This is a genomic window from Streptomyces sp. MMG1121 (assembly GCF_001280015.1).
Classification (GTDB): domain Bacteria; phylum Actinomycetota; class Actinomycetes; order Streptomycetales; family Streptomycetaceae; genus Streptomyces.
In genome coordinates this window covers 388,123-409,252 of the sequence record NZ_LGDV01000001.1, presented here as the reverse complement: position 1 = coordinate 409,252, position 21,130 = coordinate 388,123, and the positions used below count along the sequence as shown (strand labels likewise).

18 protein-coding genes and 3 pseudogenes are annotated in these 21,130 nt (G+C 72.8%); 9 read left to right on the top strand and 12 right to left on the bottom strand.

The genetic code is table 11. The features are described 5' to 3' along the window. Nucleotides 1-122: 122 nt before the first annotated feature. The gene (locus ADK64_RS01865) at nucleotides 123-2,159 is read left to right on the top strand and encodes a bifunctional glycosyltransferase 87/phosphatase PAP2 family protein (protein WP_053654200.1); all 2,037 of its coding nucleotides are present in this window, start codon (nucleotides 123-125) and stop codon (nucleotides 2,157-2,159) included. 71 nt (nucleotides 2,160-2,230) lie between these two features. On the opposite strand, the pseudogene ADK64_RS48875 reads toward ADK64_RS01865, so the two are convergent. Continuing rightward, nucleotides 2,231-2,479: pseudogene (locus tag ADK64_RS48875) on the bottom strand (ATP-binding protein); the annotation flags it as partial. Between the two features lie 143 nt (nucleotides 2,480-2,622). Between ADK64_RS48875 and ADK64_RS01855 the strand changes: the two are divergent. Together ADK64_RS01855 and ADK64_RS01850 are read left to right on the top strand one after the other, a co-directional pair. After that, entirely contained in the window at nucleotides 2,623-3,450 is an 828-nt protein-coding gene (locus ADK64_RS01855) for a helix-turn-helix domain-containing protein (protein WP_053654196.1), read from the top strand. After that, nucleotides 3,431-3,556, top strand: a pseudogene (locus ADK64_RS01850) (DUF397 domain-containing protein); the annotation flags it as partial. The gene ADK64_RS01855 and the pseudogene ADK64_RS01850, both read left to right, overlap by 20 nt. 34 nt (nucleotides 3,557-3,590) lie before the next feature. Here ADK64_RS01850 and ADK64_RS01845 read toward each other — a convergent pair. Next, nucleotides 3,591-4,760, bottom strand: coding sequence for a steroid 3-ketoacyl-CoA thiolase (locus ADK64_RS01845; RefSeq protein ID WP_053654193.1), 1,170 nt, complete (start codon nucleotides 4,758-4,760; stop codon nucleotides 3,591-3,593). A 231-nt stretch (nucleotides 4,761-4,991) separates the two neighbouring features. On the opposite strand from ADK64_RS01845, the gene ADK64_RS01840 reads away from it, so the two are divergent. Next, on the top strand, nucleotides 4,992-6,227 hold the full coding sequence (locus tag ADK64_RS01840; RefSeq protein WP_053654191.1) for a cytochrome P450: 1,236 nt from the start codon (nucleotides 4,992-4,994) through the stop codon (nucleotides 6,225-6,227). 38 nt (nucleotides 6,228-6,265) lie between these two features. On the opposite strand, the gene ADK64_RS01835 is transcribed toward ADK64_RS01840, so the two are convergent. From ADK64_RS01835 to ADK64_RS01805, 7 genes are all read right to left on the bottom strand, one after another. Then, entirely contained in the window at nucleotides 6,266-6,961 is a 696-nt protein-coding gene (locus ADK64_RS01835) for a YoaK family protein (RefSeq protein ID WP_053654189.1), read from the bottom strand. A gap of 207 nt (nucleotides 6,962-7,168) precedes the next feature. Further along, a complete protein-coding gene (locus ADK64_RS01830; protein ID WP_053654187.1) occupies nucleotides 7,169-7,585 on the bottom strand; it encodes a transglycosylase SLT domain-containing protein in 417 nt (138 codons plus the stop codon). 291 nt (nucleotides 7,586-7,876) lie between these two features. After that, complete coding sequence (locus ADK64_RS01825) at nucleotides 7,877-8,776, bottom strand: ECF transporter S component (protein WP_234384427.1); 900 nt, start codon at nucleotides 8,774-8,776, stop codon at nucleotides 7,877-7,879. Continuing rightward, entirely contained in the window at nucleotides 8,773-10,455 is a 1,683-nt protein-coding gene (locus tag ADK64_RS01820) for an ABC transporter ATP-binding protein (RefSeq protein WP_053654185.1), read from the bottom strand. The genes ADK64_RS01825 and ADK64_RS01820 overlap by 4 nt, the downstream gene beginning before the upstream one ends. After that, nucleotides 10,452-11,603: an energy-coupling factor transporter transmembrane component T gene (locus ADK64_RS01815; RefSeq protein ID WP_107092895.1), complete on the bottom strand. Its 1,152-nt coding sequence runs from the start codon at nucleotides 11,601-11,603 to the stop codon at nucleotides 10,452-10,454. Before ADK64_RS01815 ends, ADK64_RS01820 begins: the two co-directional genes overlap by 4 nt. Then, a complete protein-coding gene (locus ADK64_RS01810; RefSeq protein ID WP_053654183.1) occupies nucleotides 11,590-12,252 on the bottom strand; it encodes an SCO2322 family protein in 663 nt (220 codons plus the stop codon). The genes ADK64_RS01815 and ADK64_RS01810 overlap by 14 nt, the downstream gene beginning before the upstream one ends. Beyond that, nucleotides 12,249-13,463 (bottom strand): prenyltransferase/squalene oxidase repeat-containing protein, encoded by a 1,215-nt coding sequence (locus ADK64_RS01805; protein WP_053654181.1) that lies wholly within the window; start codon nucleotides 13,461-13,463, stop codon nucleotides 12,249-12,251. The genes ADK64_RS01810 and ADK64_RS01805 overlap by 4 nt, the downstream gene beginning before the upstream one ends. A 344-nt stretch (nucleotides 13,464-13,807) precedes the next feature. Here ADK64_RS01805 and ADK64_RS01800 point away from each other — a divergent pair, with 344 nt between their 5' ends. Then, nucleotides 13,808-14,479, top strand: coding sequence for a phosphotransferase family protein (locus ADK64_RS01800; RefSeq protein ID WP_053654179.1), 672 nt, complete (start codon nucleotides 13,808-13,810; stop codon nucleotides 14,477-14,479). Nucleotides 14,480-14,578: 99 nt separating this feature from the next. Here ADK64_RS01800 and ADK64_RS44695 read toward each other — a convergent pair whose 3' ends face one another. Further along, nucleotides 14,579-15,463, bottom strand: a complete 885-nt coding sequence (locus ADK64_RS44695; RefSeq protein ID WP_053654176.1) for a hypothetical protein — start codon at nucleotides 15,461-15,463, stop codon at nucleotides 14,579-14,581. A gap of 253 nt (nucleotides 15,464-15,716) precedes the next feature. Between ADK64_RS44695 and ADK64_RS01790 the strand changes: the two genes are divergently transcribed. From ADK64_RS01790 to ADK64_RS01775, 4 genes are read left to right on the top strand one after another with little or no spacing between them, the layout of a single operon-like run. Continuing rightward, nucleotides 15,717-16,319, top strand: coding sequence for a helix-turn-helix domain-containing protein (locus tag ADK64_RS01790; RefSeq protein WP_053654174.1), 603 nt, complete (start codon nucleotides 15,717-15,719; stop codon nucleotides 16,317-16,319). After that, nucleotides 16,316-16,963: a hypothetical protein gene (locus ADK64_RS01785; RefSeq protein ID WP_234384426.1), complete on the top strand. Its 648-nt coding sequence runs from the start codon at nucleotides 16,316-16,318 to the stop codon at nucleotides 16,961-16,963. Before ADK64_RS01790 ends, ADK64_RS01785 begins: the two co-directional genes overlap by 4 nt. After that, on the top strand, nucleotides 16,963-18,174 hold the full coding sequence (locus ADK64_RS01780) for an MAB_1171c family putative transporter (protein WP_053654172.1): 1,212 nt from the start codon (nucleotides 16,963-16,965) through the stop codon (nucleotides 18,172-18,174). Before ADK64_RS01785 ends, ADK64_RS01780 begins: the two co-directional genes overlap by 1 nt. After that, the gene (locus tag ADK64_RS01775; protein WP_053654170.1) at nucleotides 18,167-19,582 is read left to right on the top strand and encodes an FAD-dependent oxidoreductase; all 1,416 of its coding nucleotides are present in this window, start codon (nucleotides 18,167-18,169) and stop codon (nucleotides 19,580-19,582) included. The genes ADK64_RS01780 and ADK64_RS01775 overlap by 8 nt, the downstream gene beginning before the upstream one ends. On the opposite strand, the pseudogene ADK64_RS01770 reads toward ADK64_RS01775, so the two are convergent. Together ADK64_RS01770 and ADK64_RS01765 are read right to left on the bottom strand one after the other, a co-directional pair. Beyond that, nucleotides 19,575-20,033: pseudogene (locus ADK64_RS01770) on the bottom strand (nuclear transport factor 2 family protein). The gene ADK64_RS01775 and the pseudogene ADK64_RS01770 sit on opposite strands and share 8 nt — an antisense overlap. A 41-nt stretch (nucleotides 20,034-20,074) precedes the next feature. Next, nucleotides 20,075-21,103: an MBL fold metallo-hydrolase gene (locus tag ADK64_RS01765; protein ID WP_053654412.1), complete on the bottom strand. Its 1,029-nt coding sequence runs from the start codon at nucleotides 21,101-21,103 to the stop codon at nucleotides 20,075-20,077. Nucleotides 21,104-21,130 lie beyond the last annotated feature (27 nt).

The following is a 21,130-nucleotide window of genomic DNA, read 5'->3' as shown; positions in this document are numbered from 1 at the left end:
GACGTCAGGTGAATCGGGGGTTGCCCGCGTCTCTGTCCGAGGGGTCTGCGAGCCTCATAGGGTTCACAGAAGAACGTGGCGTATACGGCGCCGGTACGAACGGGGCGGGAGGCCGACGAGGCGTGGCGAACGTGGAGCACAGCGGGCGACCGACGGATGCCTTCGGGCAGGCCACGACCGGAGCACGGCTGCGCGCCGCCCGGCTGGGACTGTGGGCGGTGGCCGCGATCCTCGCGGTACGGCAGGTGGCCGTGGTCCTCAGCACCCCGAGCGGAGAGCGGCTCACCGACCTGGAGACCTGGGTCGGCCCGCACGGCGTCCTGCATGTGAACGGCTCGATCTACGACTCCACGCGGTTCACCGGCACCCCCTTCGGAGGGCTGGTCCTCAAGCCCCTGACCCGCTCCGCGCAGGCCGCGCTCGGCTGGGGCTGGACCTTCGGCACCCTGCTGCTGGTCGTCGCCCTCGGCCTGCTCGCCGCCCGCGCGCTGCCCCAGCCGGTCAGCCGCCGTACGTCCCTGCTGGCCGCGCCGGTCGCGGTCAGCCTGCTCATGCTGTCGCTGCCGGTCCGCAACGCCCTGTGGCTCGGCCAGACCAGCATCATTCCGGTGCTGCTGGTCCTGCTCGGCCTGTTCGCCGTGCGCGGGGAGCGCGCCAGCGGCCTGTGCATAGGCCTGGCGGCGGCCCTCCAGCCGACGATGCTGCTGTTCGCCCCGCTGGTGTGGTTCACCGGCCGGCGCCGGGCCGCGCTCAGCTCGGCCGGCACCTTCGCCGCCTGCACCGCGCTCGCCTGGGCCGCGCTGCCGCACGACTCGTACGCGTACTGGGTGCACCACATGGCCGGGGTGGGCCTCGGCGGCAAGGCCGACGCCCTCGGCAACCAGTCGCTGCACGGTGCCCTGCTCCGCCTCGACCTCACCGGTCCCCTGGAGATCGCGGTCTTCTTCCTCCTGAGCGCCGCCGTCGCGGCCCTCGCCATGCGCCGCGCGGTCCACTACGCGGCCGACGGCCAGCTGCTGCTCGCCGTCGCGATCACCGGCTGTGCCGCCATCGCCGTCTCGCCCACCGCCTGGCAGTACCAGCTGCTGTGGGTGCTGCTCGCGGTGGTCGGCCGGGTCGGCAAGCGGGTCTCGGACCGTTATGTCTGGCCGGTCGCGGTCGTCCTGGTGACCACGCTCCCGGCGAAGATGATGCTGCCGAACATGTCGGTGGTGTACCCGCTGCGGGACAACCTGGTCCTGCTCGCGGCCCTGGCCGCCGCGACGGCCGTCCCCTTCCTGTCCCGGACGTCCCCCTACTACCAGACCGCGATCCCGACGGAGTACGCGCAGCGGGTGCCCACCCGTTTCCGGCGCGTCCCGCTGATCCCCGTCCTGCGCCGGGTCCTGACCCGGCCGAACCTGCTGCTGGAACTGCTGCTCATCCGAGTCGTCTACGCCGCCTACCAGCAGGTCCGGCTCGCCGCGACCGGCGGCACCATCTCCGGGGGCCGGGCGCGGGCCGAGCACCACGGGCGCATCGTCCTCGACGTCGAACGCTTCCTGCACATCGACATCGAGCACTGGGCCAACCACGCCGTCGTGAAGATCGGCTGGCTGAAGGACTTCTTCAACTTCTACTACGAGTCCTTCCACTTCGTGGTGCCGCTGACGGTCCTCGCCGTCCTGTACTGGCGCCGCCCCGTCGACTACCGCTGGGCCCGCGCCTCCCTCGGCTTCGCCACCTTCCTCGCCCTGATCGGCTTCTGGCTCTTCCCGCTGGCCCCGCCGCGCCTGATGCCCACCCTCGGCATGATCGACACGGTCCACGGCGTCCAGGACTTCTCCAAGCCGAACTACGGCACCCTGACCGCGCTGACCAACCAGTACGCGGCGATGCCCTCGCTCCACTTCGGCTGGGCCCTGTGGTGCGGCGTGGTCATCGCGATCATCGCCCCGAAGTGGTGGATGAAGGCCCTCGGCCTCCTGCACCCCCTCTTCACCGTCTCGGCCATCATCGCCACCGGCAACCACTGGGTCCTCGACGCGGTGGGCGGCGCGGCGGTGGTGAGCGCGGGGTTCGGGCTGTCGTATCTGCTGCAGGGGCCGCGGGCGAAGATGGTCACAGCGGTGACAGGCGCCCAGGAGGAGGCAGAGAAGGTGAGCGTCGGCAGCACGTGACCGCACTCGAACCACACCGTCTTATGGCCCAGCACCCACGGGGTCACGCCCCACTTGCCGACCACGGCATCCAGCAGCGCGAGACCCCGGCCGCCCTCCGAATCGAGGTCCAACTGGAGTAGCTGTTCCGGCAGTTGGGGGAACCCGTCGGCCACCTCGACCCGGACACCGGCGGTCTGCCGTACGAGCAGCACGGTGCAGCGCCGGTCGGGAACGTGCCGTACGACGTTGGTGACCAGCTCACTCCGGCCCAGCTCCACGGCGAACGTCAGCTCCGCCAGCCCCCATTCGTGGAGCAGCGAGCGGGCGATGCGGCGGATGTGGCGTACCGAGTGGTCGCCGACGGTGAGGCGCAGGCGGTACTGGGGAGTGCGGGGAATATTGAGGTCACAGGGCGAGGCTGACCTGGTGTCACTACGCTGGGCAACCGGACGAACACAACAGGTCCGGGAGGGGACTTGGCATGGTGAACATCAACGCCCTCGACCCCAGCGCCTCACCGCTCGACTACTACGGCTTCGAGCTGCGCCGGTACCGGGAAGCGGCGGGGCTGACTCAGCGGCAGTTCGGGGACGTCATCAACTACACGGGGTCGATGGTCGGCCAGGTGGAGACGGCCAGAAAGCTGCCGACGCTGGACTTCAGCCAGCGGGCGGACGCGGCGCTGTGCACGGGCGGGTTACTGACGCGGCTCCATCCGCTGGTGATGCGAAGCCAGCTTCCGGCGTGGTTCCAGCAGGTGGCGGAGTTGGAGGTGCGGGCGGCGGAGATCTGTTCCTTCCAGACGCACATGATCCTCGGTCTGCTCCAGACTCCGGCTTACGCCCGTGCGGTGCTCGGAGCGGTGGACCGAGATGAACTCGACGACCGCACGGCCGTCCGGCTGGCGCGCCAGAACGTCTTCGAGAAGAAGGTACCGCCGGTCTTCTGGGCGGTCCTCAGCGAGGCTGCCCTGTACTTGGAGATCGGAGGTCGGGAGACTATGCGAGGTCAACTGGCTCACTTGTTGAGTTTTGAGGACAACCCCCGGCTCAATATTCAGGTGCTGCCCCTTTCTGCCGGAGCGCACGCGGGGCTGACCGGCTCGTTCGACCTCTACCGGTTCGGTGATGATCTGACCATCCTCTACACCGAGAGCTTCCGAAGTGGGCATCCCACGGCGAACCCGGAAACGGTCAATGAGTGCTCGCTCCGTTGCGATCACCTGCAAGCCTCCGCACTCTCCCTCAAGGACTCGGCGGAGTTGATCCGGCGCGTGATGGAGGACCGCTATGGAGAGCAAGTGGCGTAAGTCCAGCTACAGCGGCGACCAGGGCGGGCAGTGCGTCGAGTGCGCTCCGCTCGGCCCGCTCGCGTGGCGCAAGTCGTCGTACAGCAGCGACCAGGGCGGCCAGTGCGCCACCTTCACCACCTTCGTCAACTGGAGCTCGTCTACAGCCGCTGAATGATCGTCCCGGTGGCCAGGCCACCGCCCGCGCACATCGTGATCAGTGCGAACTCCTTGTCCGTGCGCTCCAGTTCGTGCAGGGCGGTGGTGATCAGGCGGGCGCCCGTCGCTCCGACCGGGTGGCCCAGGGCGATCGCACCGCCGTTGACGTTGACCTTCTCCAGGTTCTGCTCGAAGACCTGGGCCCAGCTCAACACCACCGACGCGAAAGCCTCGTTGATCTCGACCAGATCGATGTCCTTCAAGGACATGCCCGCCTTGCCCAGCACCGCGCGCGTCGCGTCCACGGGTCCGTCCAGGTGGAAGTGCGGGTCGGCGCCGACCAGGGCCTGGGCGACGATACGGGCCCTCGGCTTCAGCTTCAGGGCGCGGGCCATCCGCTTCGACGCCCACATGATGGCCGCCGCGCCGTCGGAGATCTGGGACGAGTTGCCCGCCGTGTGCACCGCCGAAGGCATCACCGCCTTCAGGCCCGCCAGGGCTTCCGGGGAGGTGTCCCGCAGGCCCTCGTCCTTGTCCACCAGGCGCCACATGCCCTGCCCGGCGAACTGCTCCTCCTCGGTCGTCGGCACCTGCACGGCGAACGTCTCCCGCTTGAAACGTTCCTCCGCCCAGGCGAGGGCCGCCCGTTCCTGGGAGCGCAGGCCGAGTGCGTCGACGTCCTCGCGGGTCAACCCCCGGTGGCGGGCGATGCGTTCGGCCGCCTCGAACTGGTTGGGCAGGTCGACGTTCCACTCGTCGGGGAACGGTTTGCCGGGGCCGTGCTTGGAGCCGGAGCCGAGGGGGACGCGGGACATCGCCTCGACACCGCAGCTGATGCCGACGTCGATGACGCCGCCCGCGACCATGTTGGCCACCATGTGCGAGGCCTGCTGCGAGGAGCCGCACTGGCAGTCGACGGTCGTCGCGGCCGTCTCGTACGGCAGGCCCATGGCCAGCCAGGCGGTCCGCGCGGGGTTCATGGACTGTTCGCCGGCGTGGGTGACCGTGCCGCCGACGATCTGCTCGACGGCGTCGGCGGGGATGCCGGTGCGGCCGAGGAGTTCACGGTAGGTCTCGCCCAGCAGATAGGCGGGATGCAGGTTGGCGAGCGCGCCGCCGCGCTTGCCGATCGGGGTGCGGACGGCTTCGACGATCACGGGTTCGGCGGCCATGGGTGCGGGTCCTCTCCGAGAGGGCTCTCCTCCAGAACTAGTACGCGTTCTAGTTCTGTTGAGCAGTCTGCTGACGTGATGTCCATCACCGCAAGGGTCTTGCAGGCGCCGAGGGCTCGATCTGCACGACTTCCGCACCGATTGGGGCTGCCGTACCCCTTGCGACTTGTAGAACCCGTTACTACGTTCACGACACTCGCTGATGGTCCGTCAGATGGCTGGGAGTCACCGATGCCCTGTCCAGCGCTGCCCGACGGGTTCGACTTCACCGACCCCGACCTGCTCCACCACCGCGTGCCCCTCCCGGAGTTCGCCGAGCTGCGCCGTGCCGAACCGGTCCGCTGGATCCCGCAGCCGCACGGCGTCGCGGGCTTCGCCGACACCGGCTACTGGGCCGTGACCCGGCACGCGGACGTCAAGTACGTCTCCACGCACCCCGAACTCTTCTCCTCCACCCTCAACACCGCGATCATCCGCTTCAACGAGCACATCCAGCGCGACGCGATCGACGCACAGCGCCTCATCCTGCTCAACATGGATCCTCCGGAACATACGCGGGTCCGGCAGATCGTGCAGCGGGGCTTCACGCCACGTTCCATCCGTGCCCTGGAGGAGCGGCTCCGGGCGCGTGCCGAGGCGATCGTCACCGCCGCCCGTGACCGCTCCGGATCCTTCGACTTCGTCACCGAGGTCGCCTGCGAACTGCCGCTGCAGGCCATCGCCGAGCTGATCGGCGTCCCCCAGGAGGACCGGTCCAAGATCTTCGACTGGTCCAACAAGATGATCGCCTACGACGACCCCGAGTACGCCATCACGGAGGAGGTCGGCGCCCAGTCGGCCGTCGAGATCATCGCCTACGCGATGAACATGGCCGCCGAGCGCAAGCAGTGCCCGGCGCACGACATCGTGACGACCCTGGTGGCGGCGGAGGACGAGGGCAACCTGAACTCCGACGAGTTCGGCTTCTTCGTGCTGATGCTCGCCGTGGCCGGGAACGAGACCACCCGTAACGCCATCACGCACGGGATGCACGCCTTCCTCACCCATCCCGGGCAGTGGGACCTCTTCAAGCGGGAGCGGCCGGCGACGACCGCCGAGGAGATCGTGCGGTGGGCGACCCCGGTCAACGCCTTCCAGCGCACGGCCACCCAGGACACCGAGATGGGCGGCGTACGGATCAAGAAGGGGGACCGGGTCGGGCTGTTCTACGCCTCCGCCAACCACGACCCGGAGGTCTTCGCCGACCCGGACGCCTTCGACATCACCCGCGACCCCAACCCCCACCTCGGGTTCGGTGGTGGCGGCCCCCACTTCTGCCTCGGCAAGTCCCTCGCGATCCTGGAGATCGACCTGATCTTCAACGCCCTCGCCGAGGCCATGCCCGGCCTGCGGCTGACGGAGGAGCCCCGGCGGCTGCGCTCGGCCTGGATCAACGGCGTCAAGGAACTCCGGGTCGCCTCCGGCTGAGAAGAGGCATCACCCACGGTCGGCGTCCGTGGCCGTCCTCACTCCCGGCCGGACGCCACCGCTGCCAGTACGGCCGATGCCGCCGCCGCGATCAGCAGGGGGATGCCGAGGCCGTGGTGGAGGACGAGCCACGCGCCCAGGCAGGCGCCGGCGAGCATGGCGATCACCGCTGCCGTGCGGCGCGGTGAGCGGTGGCCGGTGGCGTCGCCGAGCCGGGACTCGGAGGCCAGGCCGGTCAGGGTCATCGTCAGCACGGTGGTCGTCAGATCGGGGATGCCCAGTTTGCGGACCGTGGCGTTGCGCAGGCCCATCGCGAACGCGGTGAGGGCGATCAGGGCGTAGACCTTGCCGGTGGCGTGCGGCCAGGCGAAGGCGACCGCCGCCGACATGGCCACCAGGACCGCCTCCGCCGTGAGGGTGAGGCGGGTCCGGCGGCGGCGCGAGCCCTTGCCGACGCGGGCCGTGAGCCGGCCGCCGGTCACCGCGCCCAGCAGGAAGCAGCCCAGCGAGGTGGCCGTGTGCGGGACCGAGAAGTCGGGCGCACCGGCCGCCGCGAAGCCGAGGACGACCACGTTGCCGGTCATGTTGGCCGTGAAGACCCGGCCCAGGCCCAGATAGCTGACGGCGTCGATCAGCCCGCTGACCACCGTCAGGACCAGGAGCACGACCACGAGCCGCAGCCCGTGCAGCTCCGGGTCCGGTGCGGGCAGCGGCGCTGTCGGTGCCGTCGTCATGCTTCCTCCGGGCGGCCGGACGGGCAGGGTGGTGACCACTCCACCACGGGCATACGACACGACACGATGAATTCGTGCGTCTGCGGCGTCCCGGCGGGGATCGGCGATGCCCGGACATACGCGCGCACCCTCGCCCGGCAGGGGCGAGGGTGCGGTTGCTCGGATCGCGCGCCGGCTCGGCGGCGGGAGCCTCGACGGAGGGTCGGCTCAGTACCAGCCGTTCGCCTGCCAGAAGCTCCAGGCCTTGACCGGGCTGCCGTAGCGGGAGTTCATGTAGTCCAGGCCCCACTTGATCTGGGTGGCCGGGTTGGTCTTCCAGTCGGCACCGGCGGAGGCCATCTTCGAGCCGGGCAGGGCCTGGACCAGGCCGTAGGCGCCGGAGGAGCCGTTGGTGGCGGAGGGGTTCCAGCCGCTCTCGTGCGAGACGATCTTGCTGAACGCGTTGAACTGCGCGGCGTCCGGAATCATCTTGTGCGCGATCGCCTGGGCGGAGGAGGCCGAGGCAGGGGTCGCGGCCTGGGCGGGCGCCGCGGTCAGAGCCAGACCGGCGGTGGCGGCGGCCACGGCGGCGGTCGTGAGGGCCTTCTTCGGGGAAGCGATGCGGCGGATGAAGGAGACGGACACGGAGCACCTCTTGCGTCGGGGACAGGGGATCGCCCGCATGTCGTGGACCACTTGTTCGTGCCTGGTCCCATACGTCGGCGCCGCGGCCCGGGTGGGCTCGAGGCGCCTGGCGACGTGCTCCAGAGAAACAGGCTCGAGGGCTGGCCGCAATGACCCCTTTTACTAGTTGTGGCCGGATCGATGAGGAAAGGTGCCTCTGTGGTGCGGGTCTCCATGCGCAGGTCAGTGGGGGTGCCCGAGGGGACGTATCGGACATTTAGCACTACTGGCCCGGATCGTAGGTGATCTGGGTCATGTGGGGTGCTTCACCGCTGTCGTGCCGCTGTGTGAGGCGCCGTGTCCGTCGTGTGAGTGTTCCTGGGCGCCGAATGTGACCGCGGTCTCGAACGCGGCCCGCCGGGTGGCCCGGCGCAGCGCGCGCAGCACGGCCGGGCCGAGGGCCAGGGTCAGCACCGTCGTGCAGAGCGCCCGGCCCAGGTCCCAGCCCAGCGAGGTGGCCAGGCAGTACGCGAGGAAACGGGCCAGGTTGGCGGGGACGGAGGCATGGGCGTCGAAGGAGATGTTCGAGGCGGCGGCGGACAGGAAGGGCCAGCCGGCCAGGTTCATGACCGTGCCGTAGGCGAGGGCGGCGAGGAAGCCGTAGACCGCCAGCAGCAGCAGTTCGGCACGGCCGCGCAGCCGGACCGGGCCCGGCAGCAGCCCGGCGCCCATCGTGAACCAGCCCATCGACAGCATCTGGAACGGCAGCCACGGCCCGACCCCGCCCGTGAGCAGGGCGGACGCGAACATCGTCACCGAGCCCAGGGTGAAGCCGAAGCCGGGGCCCAGTACCCGGCCGCTGAGCACCATCAGGAAGAACATCGGCTCGATCCCGGCCGTTCCCGCCCCGATCGGCCGCAGCGCGGCCCCGGTCGCGGCCAGCACGCCCAGCATGGCCACGGCCTTCGGCCCGAGGTCCGACTCGGAGATCGTCGCCGCCACGACCGCGACCAGCAGCACCAGCAGGCCCGCGAAGAGCCAGGGCGCGTCCTGGGCGTGGGCGCTCAGCTGTGAGGCGGGCGGAGCGAGGAAGGGCCAGCCGAAGCCGACCACGCCGACGGCGCTGACCAGCGCCAGCGCGGCGAGCGAGCGGGGGCGCAGCCGGACGGCGTGCGGCCGGGGTGTCGGGGATGTACCGGTGGCGGGCGTCATCCCAGTGCCTCCCGCACCTCGGCCACCGTCAGCCACTGCTGCGGGGCGAGGATCTTCGTCACCTGGGGTGCGAAGGACGGCGAGGAGACGACGATGTGCGCCGTCGGTCCGTCGGCGATCACCTCGCCCTCGGCGAGCAGCACCACCCGGTGCGCGATCTCGGCCGCCAGCTCCACGTCATGCGTGGCCAGCACGATCGCGTGCCCCTCGGCGGCGAGGCCGCGCAGCACGGTCACCAGGCGGGCCTTGGCCGCGTAGTCCAGGCCGCGCGTCGGCTCGTCGAGCAGCAGCAGGGGCGGCCGGGCGGTCAGGACGACGGCCAGGGCGAGCGCCAGACACTGCCCCTCGGACAGATCGCGCGGATGCGTGTCGTCCGTGATCCCCGGCAGCAGTTCGGACACCAGCGCCCGGCACGTCCCCGGCTCGGCGCGGGCGTCCCGGTCGGCCGCCGCGCACTCGTCGGCGACCGTGTCGGCGTACAGCAGGTCACGCGGCTCCTGGGGGACCAGGCCGACGCGGCGTACGAGGGCGGGGGGCGCGGTGCGGTGGGGTACGGCTCCGCCGACGCGGACACTTCCGGCACCGGGGGCCACCAGTCCGACCAGCGAACCGAGCAGGGTGGACTTGCCGGCGCCGTTGCGGCCCATGAGGGCGATCGTCTCGCCGGGGGCGACGGTCAGGTCCACCTGGCGCAGCGCGTCGATGCGGTCGCGGCGGACGGAGAGGGAGCGGACCTCGGCGATGTGCGGCTGCGCGGTCTCCGGGAGCGGGGAGGGGCGGCGCCGGAAGAGACGCCGGGGTGCGGCGGGGGCGGGGGGGGTCCCCTCGGGGGCGGGTGCCGCCCCCGCGTCCGCCGCCGCCGAGCCGGCCAGGCGTTCTCGCAGGTCACCGGCGCGGCGGCGGGCGTCCCGGACGGTCAGCGGGAGGGGGGACCAGTCGGCCAGACGGCCCAGGCCCACCACCGGGGGATAGACGGGGGACACCGCCATCACCTCGGCCGGGGAGCCGACGACCGGCGCGGCACCGGGGGAAGGGAGGAGGACGACGCGGTCGGCGTACTGGATCACGCGCTCCAGCCGGTGCTCGGCCAGCAGGATCGTCGTGCCGAGATCGTGCACCAGGCGCTGGAGCACCGCCAGCACCTCCTCCGCCGCGGCCGGGTCCAGCGCCGAGGTCGGTTCGTCCAGGACCAGCACCTGGGGGTGCGGGGTGAGGACCGAGCCGATCGCGACGCGCTGGCGCTGGCCGCCGGAGAGGGTGGCGATGGGGCGGTCCCGCAGTCCCGCGAGGCCGAGCAGGTCCAGGGTCTCCTCCACGCGGCGCCGCATCACCTCCGGGGCGAGCCCCAACGACTCCATGCCGTAGGCGAGTTCGTCCTCCACGACGTCGGTGACGAAGTGGGCGAGCGGGTCCTGGCCCACCGTGCCGACCACGTCGGCGAGTTCGCGCGGCTTGTGGGTCCGGGTGTCGCGGCCGGCGACGGTGACGCGTCCGCGCAGCGTGCCGCCGGTGAAGTGCGGCACCAGCCCGCTCACGGCGCCGAGCACGGTCGACTTGCCGACCCCGGACGGGCCGACGAGCAGCGTCAGTTCACCTTCCGGCACTTCGAAGTCGACGCCCCGGACAGTGGGTTGGGCCGCGCCGTCGTACGTCACGCTGACCTCCTCGAAGCGGATCACGCGTGCTCCCTGGGGACGATGAAGGCGGGCAGGAGGGCGAGCAGCACGGCCGCGGCCGGCCAGAGCGGGAGCGTGGGCGCGACGAGGGGGACGACACCGGGGTGCAGGGCCTCGGGATCGCGGGCGGCGCCGAGCGTCAGCAGCGCGGCGACGGCCGCGCCGGAACCGGCCACCAGCCAGGCCCGCGCGTCCCACGGGTCCGGGCGGTACCGGGTGCGCAGTGAGCGCCGGCCGCCCAGCTTCAGCCCCGCGAGCGCGGCGGCCACCCCGGCGAGCAGCACCGGCAGCCCGTACGTACCGCCCTCCGCGGTGAGCAGCCCGTACGTCCCCGCGCACACGCCCAGCAGGCCGCCGAGGGTGAGCGCAGCCGTCGTACGGCGGACCCGGGCGGGCACCTCGGCGCTGCGGCCGTAGCCCCGGGCCTCCATCGCGGCGGCGAGCGCGACCGAACGCTCCAACGCGCCCTCCAGGACCGGCAGTCCGACCTGGAGCAGCCCGCGCAGGCCCCGGTCCGGACGCCCCCGCAGCCGGCGCGCGGCGCGCAGCCGCTGGACGTCGGCGACGAGGTGCGGCGCGAAGGTGAGGGCGACGACCACGGCCACGCCGGTCTCGTACAGCGCGCCCGGCAGGGACTTGAGCAGCCGGCCCGGACTGGCGAGGGCGTTCGCCGCGCCGACGCAGATCAGCAGCGTGGCGAGCTTCAGCCCGTCGTACGCGGCGAAGACCAGCGCCTCGGCGGTGACCCTGCCGCCCAGACGGATGCCCTGCGCCCAGTGGGGGAGCGGGACCTCGGGGAGGTTCAGGAGGGTGTGGGTGCCGGGGATGGGGGAGCCCAGCGCCACCGCGAACAGCAGGCGGATGAGGAGGACGGCGAGGGCGAGTCTGGCGAAGGCGGTGTAGGAGCGGGCGGTGGGGGTGGGCGAGCGGTGCGTCGCGACGACGTAGGCGGACGCGGATATGAGGAGGGCGAGCAGGAGCGGATTGGTGGTGCGGGTGGCCGCGGTGCCGAGCCCGAGGGCCCAGAGCCACCAGGCCCCGGGGTGCAGGGTGGTCCGGCGCCTCGAAGGGGCGGGGGCCCACGTCTGGTGTGCGGCCACCGCCGCCGGGGCGCGACCGGCCACGGACGGCCCGGGGTCAGCCGGAGGCATTGCGCCGCCGTCGCGACTGCCACACCGCCGCGCCCGCCAGCAGAGCCACCGCACCCGCGCCGATCGGCAGGCCCAGCGAGGGCCCGCTGTCCGAGCCGCCGCTCTTCTCCTTGCCGCCGCCGCCCTTCTGGCCGGCGGCCACCTGCTCACCGCACCCCTTGTGCGGATACCCGGCGATGGCGCACAGCAGGGCGTTGGTGTCGTAGCGCAGCGGCTTGGCGACGGCGGCCAGGGCGTCCGCCGTCGTCGCGTCGTCGGCCACGCGGGCGCAGGCCGTGCGCCCGGCCGGCGGACTCTCGCCGGACGGGGCGTCCGCCGGGGTGCCGAAGTCGAGGACCAGCGCCACCCGCTTCGTCCCGGACCTGGCCGGGGTGGCCGAGCAGATGGTGCCGAAGTCCGCCGTGCCGCGCGGCCGGCTCGCGTCGGCCGAGTCGGCGCTGACCGCGAACCGGAAGCCCTGGACCGTGCCGTCGTCGGGACGGACGATCGAGGGGCCCTGCGTGGCGTAGTCCCAGCGGCCGTCGGTCCGCTCCCAGAAGGACCAGTAGCGGTACCCGGCGGCGTGCGCCTGGGCCGCGCCGGCCACCGCGCCGGCCAGCAGGACGAACGCGGCCAGCAGCAGGCTCGTGGCGCGGCGGACCGCGGTCACGGCTGCCGCTTCTTCCGGCCGCTCAGCAGGAAGCCGATGCCGATGCCCGCGACGAGACCGACCCCGACGATCCACCAGACGCCCGTGTGCGAGCTGTCGTCGGACTTCTCGGTCCGCTGCGTGGCGGAGTCCATGCTCGGCGCCGGTCCCAGCGCGTTGAGGGAGCGGACCAGGCTGGTCCCGCCGAAGTCACCGGGCTGCGCGCCGACGGCGTGCGCGGAGAGGATCAGCTGGGCGTACGCCGCGGGGCCGCTCTGCGCCGCCCACTGGTCGGCGTTCTTCTCCAGCCAGTCGTACGCCTTCTTCGCCTGCTCGGTGCGGCCGTCCGCGGCGAGCGCGACGACCGTGTCCGCCGTGTTGCCGAAGTCCGGCTGGCTCCCGGCTCCCGGCAGCACGGACTGCAGATGCCCGGTCTTGGCGACGGCCGCCGCCAGATACGCGCCCGCGTTGTCCGCGACCTGCGCCGGAGTGGGGCGAGCGGCCTTGGCGCACGCCTCCTGCGCGGGCGCCTTGGCCGCCTCGACGACGAACCCCTTGCCGAGCGCGCCCAGTACGCCGGCGGCCGTCGCGTCCGCGTTGGCGGCCAGCTTGCCCTTCTTGTCCGGCTGGAAGGCGAGGGCGCCGCCGCCGTCCTGGTCGCAGGGGATGGACCAGGCGGCCAGCAGGTCGTAGGGGGACTTCCCGGACTTGCGGACGGACGCCGGGTCCAGGCCGGCCGCGGCCAGCGCGCCGACGACGACGGAGGTGGAGTTGGTGTCGCTGGCCGTGCCCGGGTAGTAGCTCCAGCCACCGTCCTTGTTCTGCACGGACTTCAGCCAGTCGACCGCCTTGCCGACCGCGGCGCCGTGCCCGCCGACCGCCTTCAGCGCCTGTACGGCGACGGCCGTGCTGTTGGAGTCCACCGTGGCCTTGCTGTCACAGGCCTGGGCCGGGGTGGCGCGGAAGGCGGCGAAGGAGCCGTCGGCGCACTGCTGGCCGGCGAGCCAGTCGACGGCCTTCGCGGCCGGCCGGTAGCCGAGCGTGCGCTGCGCGATCAGCGTCAGCGACTGGCGCCAGACGCCGTCGTACTTCGGGTCGGACGTGCCGTACAGGCCGGCCGGAACGCTCGCCTTGGGGGAGGCCGACGGGGACGGGCCGGCGGCCGTGGCGGGCGCGGCGGCGGCCAGCACGCCTACGGCGGCGAGAGCCGCGGCACTGCTGCGGACGTTCATGGTCGGCGACTGCCTCTCCTGCGGGGAGCCGGGCAGCGCGCGAGGACACCCCCCGGGCGGCTCGACTCCGTCAACCTCGACGGTGCGGTGCGCGGCGGGCCGCCGGCGCACGTGAGCCGGTCAACGTTCCGTCCGGGGCGATCCGGCTCACCGTCGTCGCGACGGCTCACGGATGGGGGTCCCCCAGCTCGAGCGAAGTCGAGAGCTGGGGGGAGGGTCAGCGCCGGAATTGCACCGGCTTCCCCCTGTACGGGTGTGATGACGACGCCGCTACTTTACCGGCAGCCCTGCGCGGGCCGAGGAGTGGCTGTGGGCACAGGGTGCCGGTGACTAGGGTCACGCCCATGACGACAACGGGGAGACTGCTCGGCTCGGGCCGCTCGGCCGACGTGTACGAGATCGACGAGGCGTGGGTGCTGCGCCGGGACCGGGACGGCTGGGGCGACGCGGCCGCCGAGGGCGCGGTGATGACGTACGTACGACAGCACGGCTACCCGGTACCCCGGGTCCGGCCCACTGCCTCACCCACCGACCTGATCATGGAGCGCCTGTCCGGACCGACCCTGCTGAGCGCCCTCGCCGAGGGCCGGACCGGCGCCGAGGAGGCGGGCACCCTGCTCGCCTCCCTGCTGCGGCGCCTGCACGCGGTACCGGGCCGTGACCCGGGCGACCCGCACTCCCGCGTCCTCCACCTCGACCTCCACCCCGACAACGTGATGCTCACCCCGTCCGGTCCCCGGGTCATCGACTGGTCCAACACCGAGTCCGGCCCGCCGGCCCTGGACTGGGCGATGTCCGCACTGATCCTGGCCCAGGTCGCCGTGGCCGGCACCCCGCTCGCCGCACCGGCACACACGATGCTCAGGTCCCTGCTGTGCGACCCGTCGGAGCTGACGGAGCAGGCCCTGTCGCAGGCGCGGCGCAGGAGGGCGGCGAACCCGACGATGACGTCCAGGGAGGTGGAACTCATCGGAGACGCCGAGCACTTGATACGAGCTGTGGGACAACTCCCTTAGCGGAGCGGGGCTGTAGGGATATGCGGCTCCGCCGCGTGGGCGCGAGCAACCGCGACGCACCCGCAGTCCGAACGCGACCGCAGCCCCACGGCGAATCCGCTACGCCGCCGCTTCCCCGAGCGCCCGGTCGCACGCCGCCACATCGTCTCCCTCCACCCCCCAGTACATCCTCCGCGAACGTGCACTGCCGGCATCCGCCGAATCCGCGAAGCGAACCGCCGCGGCCCGCTGCCGCGTAGGCGTCAGGTCCACCGCCGTCCCGCACGCCATCCCCAGCGCCACCTCCGCCAGATCCACCCCGGTCGCCCGCTCCACCAGCCAGGGGATCAGGTCACCCGGCAGATACGGCGCGACCCCGGTCACCCGCGGCCCCCGACCGGTCAGCCGGAGATCCACATGCGCGACGGTGTGGGTGAGACCCAGCGCCCGGACCGCCCGTTCCACCATCTGCCGCAGGAACCGGTTGTGCAGCAACCCGTCGTGCGCGTGGACCGAGTGCCGCAGCGGTGAGCGCCCCGGCGCACCCGGCGTCGTGCGGGTGAGCGCGGCGATGCGGACCTCGTCGTCCAGGACGACCGTCTCGGCGGACACCGGTGACCCCTCGGCGTCCTCGGGCCCCTCCGGTACCACCCGGTGCCGGACGAGCAGGTCCCGTAACGCCACCGGGTCGGCGCAGACCGCGGCCGTCTCGTAGGGCAGGCCCGGCAGGCCCAGATGCCGGGTGATCCGCGCGGCGCCGGGCAGGTGCTCCCTGGTCCAGGTCAGCACGCCCGCGATCCGCTGCCGGTCCGCGTACCGCGCGACCCGCTCGGCCGTCTCCGCCTCCCGCTCCGGGTCGGCCCCGAGATGGCCGGACAGGAAGGGCCGCGCCCAGCCGGGCACGGCGGTGTCGACCAGGATCACGGGGCGGACCTCGGCGATCCGCTCCAGCGGCAACCCGTACGCGGCCGGGCCGGCCCCGAGCAGAAGGACGGGCTGCGGCATCGGCGCATCACCTTCGCGGGTCGGGCGGGACAGAGAGACACCCCGGGTGCCGCTCCCCCATAGGCGGCACCCGGGGTGGGTTTCGAAAGTTCGCTCTCTGTGTCGTGATCCTCACCCGACGCACCCTCAACTGTCAACTATTCCTGCCTCATTGGGCAGGGAGCGTTGTCACGTCTGGTCGGCGACCGGACGACCGGGTAGCCTCGCGTCCGTCCCGTCACCGAACGGACGACACACACTCAGGGGGGCCTCGGTGAGTGACACCTACACCTCGCTGGCCGGTGTCCTGGCCCGGCTGGGAGAGTTGACCGGCCGGCCCGGCCGGCTGCCGGAGGCCGTCGACGTGGCAGGCCTCTCCCATCGCACCGGCATCCCCGTCGGCGTCGTCGTCGAACTGCTCCGCGGTGGACGGGCGCCCGAGGCCGGTCTGGCCCAACGGGTGCGCCAGCGCCTGGACTTCATACGGGAGACCAGGCGCCGGCCCGACGGAAAGCGGTACTCGCTGGACGAGCTGGCCAGGATCGCCGGCACCAGCCGGCAATGGCTGAGCGAGTGGCGCAAGAGCGGGATGCCGAGCCTGGAGCACACCGACCGGCTGCGCCGGTTCTTCGGACTGCCGGCCGGCTTCTTCACGGCCGACGAGCCGGAGGCGCTGCACGAGGCGTTGCAGCCGGTGCTGCAAGGGCTGGAGGCCGAGGCGGACCCGCTGTTGCGGCTGCGCGAGAGCGGACTGGTCCGGCTCGCGGCACGGGCCCCGCAGATGAACGCCCACCAGCTCGCCACGCTCGCCGACCTGGCCGAGATGATCATCTCCTCGGAGCGGGCGTCGCAAGGGGCGGGGGACACCGGCCGGTGAAGTCCCCGAAGCCCCCCAAGCCGGCCCAGTCCGCCAAGCCCGCCAAGTCGCCGAAGCGCTTCCTCGACCGGCTGGTGCGCGACACCGTCCGCACCCTCACCGCGCCGACCGGGGCCGAGGCCTTCCTGCACGCGCTGTGCGCCACGCTCAGCCCGGAGCTGGACCGCCCGGTCCGGCTGAAGTTCGTCACCTTCCCGCCCGGGCTGGACGTCTCCGGAGTCACGCTCGCGATGGACGAGCAGTACATCGTCGTGGTCGAGAACCGCGCCCCCGACCCGCACAAGTTCGTCATCGCCGGGCACGAGATCGGCCACATCCACTACGGCACGCTCGACGTGCACTATCCGGCCGGGCCGCCCGCCGCGGCCCGCCGGCTGCTGTCCCGCCACTCCGCGGACGCGGACGTCGGGGACCGCGCCGACGACGAGGAGATCCCCTGGGGCCAGGTGGTCGCCATGGCCACCCGCTCGCCGGCCGCCGCGGCGGCAGCGGCCGCGGCCGAGTGGGAGGCCGAGGAGTGCGGGCTGCGCCTCGCCGCGAAGTTCTCCAAGGTCGTCGGGCCCGGCGCGGCCGCCGGCCGGACCACCCAGGACACCCTCACCGGCCGGCTGTCGTCCTCGCTGGGCAACATCGGCGGACCTTGATGCGCTGGGACATCTCCGGCACCTTCGCCGCCTACGCGGTCCCGGGCGCGCTGCTCGCCGTGGCGTTCGTGATCAAACTGCCACTGCTGCGCCGCGCCTGGCAGGACCCCATCCTGCGGGCCACCGCGCTGCTGCTCGGCATCGGCGCGATCGTCTTCGCCTCGCTGCCGCCGGCCAACCTGCACCGCATCAACCAGGTCACCGGCATCCCCAACTTCGCGGGCGTGTGGGTCTATTCGCTGCTCACCGCCTACTGCGGCGCCTGCCTGTGGCTCATCATCACCTGGCGCGAGCCCCCGTCCGCCGCCCGTCGCCGGCGCACCCGGCTGGTGTGGGTGGCGTACACGGCCATCATCGCGGGCCTGTGGACGACGTTCCTGCTCGGTGACCACCACGTGGAGCGGCTGCGCGACCTCGACACCTACTACGCCAACACGCCCTGGATGCGCGAGTTCGGGATGCTGTACCTGGTCGCGCACCTGGTGTCCGCGCTGGTCGCGGCCGGCATGCTGTGGGCGTGGTACAAGGAGCTGGAGGAGACCTGGCTGCGCCGGGGCGTGATCTTCCTCCAGGTCGCCTACGCCCTCGGGCTCGTCTTCGACGTCTCCAAGCTCGCCGCGATCGGCGCCCGGTGGAGCGGCCGCGACTGGGACTGGCTGTCGACGTACGTCGCCCCGCCGTTCGCCATCGCCGAGGCGGGCCTGGTCGCCGTGGGCTTCATCGTCGCGCAGGCCGGGCCGGTGGTCGAGGAGCGCAGGCGGCTGGTGCGCACCCACCGACGGCTGCGGCCGCTGTGGCAGACCATGGTGACGGTCACCGCGGCTGCGGCCCCCGCGACCGGCCGGGTCAGCGGCGCCGCCCTCCGCCTCGAACTGCGCCGGGCCGCCGTCAACGACGGCCTGCTCAGACTGGCCCCGCACCTCAGCGCGGCCCGGCGCGAGCGGGTCCGTACGGCGGCCGTGGCGGCGGGCCACCCGGACACCGAGGCGCGGGGCATCGCCGGGGCGGTGGACATCCTGATCGCGGCCGACGTGCTGCACGGTCCGGCCGGCGGGGGCGAACCGCCCGCGGCGGGGCAGTCCGGTGCGGCCGGTGACGTCTCCGACAGCGAGCTGGAGACCATCGCGTACGCGCTGCGCTGTCATGCACCGGCCATCGACAGGTTCCGCCGGCAGGCGGCCGCCACGGAAGGTCTCACCGCACATGCCTGACACACCCGCCGCCGTCCGCCGCAGAGCGGTCGTCATCGGCGGCAGCACGGCCGGCATGCTCGCCGCGTCCGTCCTCGCCACCCGCTTCGACGAGGTGATCGTCGTGGAGGCCGACCGGCTGCCGGCGGGCCCCGCGCCCCGCAAGGGCCTGCCCCAGGCCCGCCACGCCCATCTGCTGTGGTCCAGCGGGGTGGCCGCGCTGGAGGAGCTGCTGCCGGGCGTCACCGGAGAGCTGACCGGCCAGGGCGCCGGGCTCATGGACGTGATGACCGACCTGGTCAGCAAGGCGCCCTCCGGGCAGTGGTTCCGGCGGTTCACCGACTCCCGGCACCAGCTGATCGTGTGCAGCCGGGACCTGCTGGACGCGGTGGTCCGCGCGAACGTCCTCGCCCGGTCCCGGATCACCCTGCTGGACGGCACCCGGGCGGCGGGCCTGACCGGCCACCGCGACCGCGTCACCGGCGTCCGCGTGCCCGACGGCCCCGGCGACGGGGAGACGGTGCTGGAGGCCGACCTGGTCATCGACGCGAGCGGGCGCGGCTCGCAGGCGTCCGCATGGCTGCGGGAACTGGGCCACGGCCCGTTCGAGGAGCGCGTGGTCGACGCGGGGGTCGCCTACGCCAGCCGCCTCTACGCGGCCCCCGAGGGCACGCTCGGCCGGCGCTACCCGGTGATCAACGTCCAGGCGGACCCGCGCGACGCACCGGGCCGCGGCGGGGTCGTCGTACCGATCGAGGGCGACCGCTGGCTCGTCACGCTCTCCGGCACCCGGGGCGGCCGGCCGACCGCCGACCCGGACGCCTTCGAGCACTTCGCGCTCACCGGCCTGAAGGACCCGATCATCGGCCGGCTCCTGGCCCGGGCGAAGCCGCTGACCGACCCGGTGACCACGCGCAGCACCGCCAACCGCCGCCGCTACTACGAGAAGTCCGCGACCTGGCCGGAGGGCTTCGCCGTCCTCGGCGACGCCGTCGCCGGCTACAACCCGGTCTACGGGCACGGCCTGTCCGTCGCCGGGCAGAGCGCGATCGTCCTCGGCCGGGTCCTCGACCGGTACGGCCCCGCCGCCCCCGGCACCGCCCGCCGCGTCCAGCGCGCCGTCGCCCGCCCGGTCGGCAACGCCTGGAACCTCGCGGTGGGCCAGGACGCCTCCTACCCCGGCGCCGCGCCCAACCCGCCCACCCTCGTCGAACGGCTGCTCAGTGCATACGTCGACCAGGCCGTGGCCGCGGGCTCGGAGAACCCGCGGGCCCTGCGCGGCCTGCTGGACGTGATGAGTCTGAAGGCCCCGGCGACCCGGCTGTTCGCCCCCGACATGCTCTGGAACATCGCCGTCGGCCCCCGCAAGGGCCCGCTGCCCGGACCGCCCCTGAGCAGGGCGGAACGGGAGGCGGTGGGTCTCAACTGACCATCGTCGCCCGGGGAGTCGGCCCGGCGAAGGGGAGATGCAGCACCCGGTGGGCCAGCAGCCACCGCCCGTCGACCCGGCGCAGGGAATCCTCGTAGTGGCCGACCTGGACGGGCGGGCCCGCCGGCGCCATGCCACCCTCGTACCCGTCGACGCGGTACGTCGAGAAGTACGAGACGGCGTCGGCGGTGTCCGGGCCGGTCAGGGTGACGAGGACGTTGGACATGAACCGGCGGGACAGCCGGTCGGCGGGACGGGAACCGAAGTGCTCCCGCAGCGCCTGACGCCCCCGCACCCGGCGCCCGTCTCCCGACGGGGGCCACTCCCAGACGCCGTCCTCGGTGAACAGCTAGGCCACGGTGGCTGGTTCACCGAGGTCGAGGCGGTGGACGAAGTGCAGGACGACCCGCTCGCAGGCGTGCTGGGCGAGGAGTTGCTCGACGGGGTTCATGGGAGGGGTGTAGCAGCCGCGCCGCGTACGGGGCGAACCCTCTACACCGCCACGTACACCACCGGCTCGCTGCCCGCCACCGGCTCCGCCCGGCCCTGCTTCACGAGCCGCCGCAGATGGGCCTCGGCCTCGGAGACGGCGATGTTCCGCGAACCGTGGGGAATGTCCCCCCACGGACGGTTCCACTCCATCCGCTCGGCGAGCTGCCAGGGGGTGAGCGGCTCGGCGAGGAGGGCCAGCAGACCGACGAGCCGTTCCTCGTGGTGGGCCAGCAACTCCCGTACGCGGCCGGGTGCGTCGGTGAAGGTGTGCTGGTGGGCGGGGAGGACCTCGGCGGGCGTGAGCCGCCCGATCCGCTCCAGCGAGTCGAGGTAGTCGCCGAGGGGGTCGGTGACGGTCGCGTTGTCGGGATCCTCGTACAGACCGATGTGCGGGGTGATCTCCGGCAGCAGATGGTCTCCGCTGAACAGCCTTCCCTGACCGGCCAGTTGGGCCGGATGCTCCTCCTCCAGGTGCAGGCACACATGCCCGGGGGTGTGTCCCGGCGTCCAGATGGCGCGCAGTCGCCGCCCGGGCAGATCGAGGAGTTCACCGGGGACGATCTCCCGGTCCGGGAGGGCGGGGGAGAGGCCGGGCAGGGTGCGCCGGCGGCGCGCGACGCGCAGCGGGGCCACGTGCTCCTCGGGCGCCCCGGCCGCCGTCAGCTTGGCCGCCATGTACGTGAACCACCGCTCGGGCCGCGTCTCGCGTGCCCGGCGCACGATCGCGGCGTCGGCCGCGTGCAGCGCCACCCAGGCCCCGGAGGCCTCACGCACCCGCGCCGACAGTCCGTGGTGGTCCGGGTGATGGTGCGTGACGACGACGCCGTACACGTCACCCACCGCCGCACCGCAGGCCGCCAGCCCCGCCACGAGCGTGTCCCAGGACCCGGGATCGTCCCACCCGGTGTCGACGAGGACGGGCCCCCGGCCGGTGTCCACGACATACACCAGGGTGTGGCCCAGGGGATTGTCAGGGATGGGCACACGAACGGACCGCACGCCCCCGCCGTGGTCGGACACAGTCACCATCAGGCCCTCCACCCCTCCGCCCTCCGC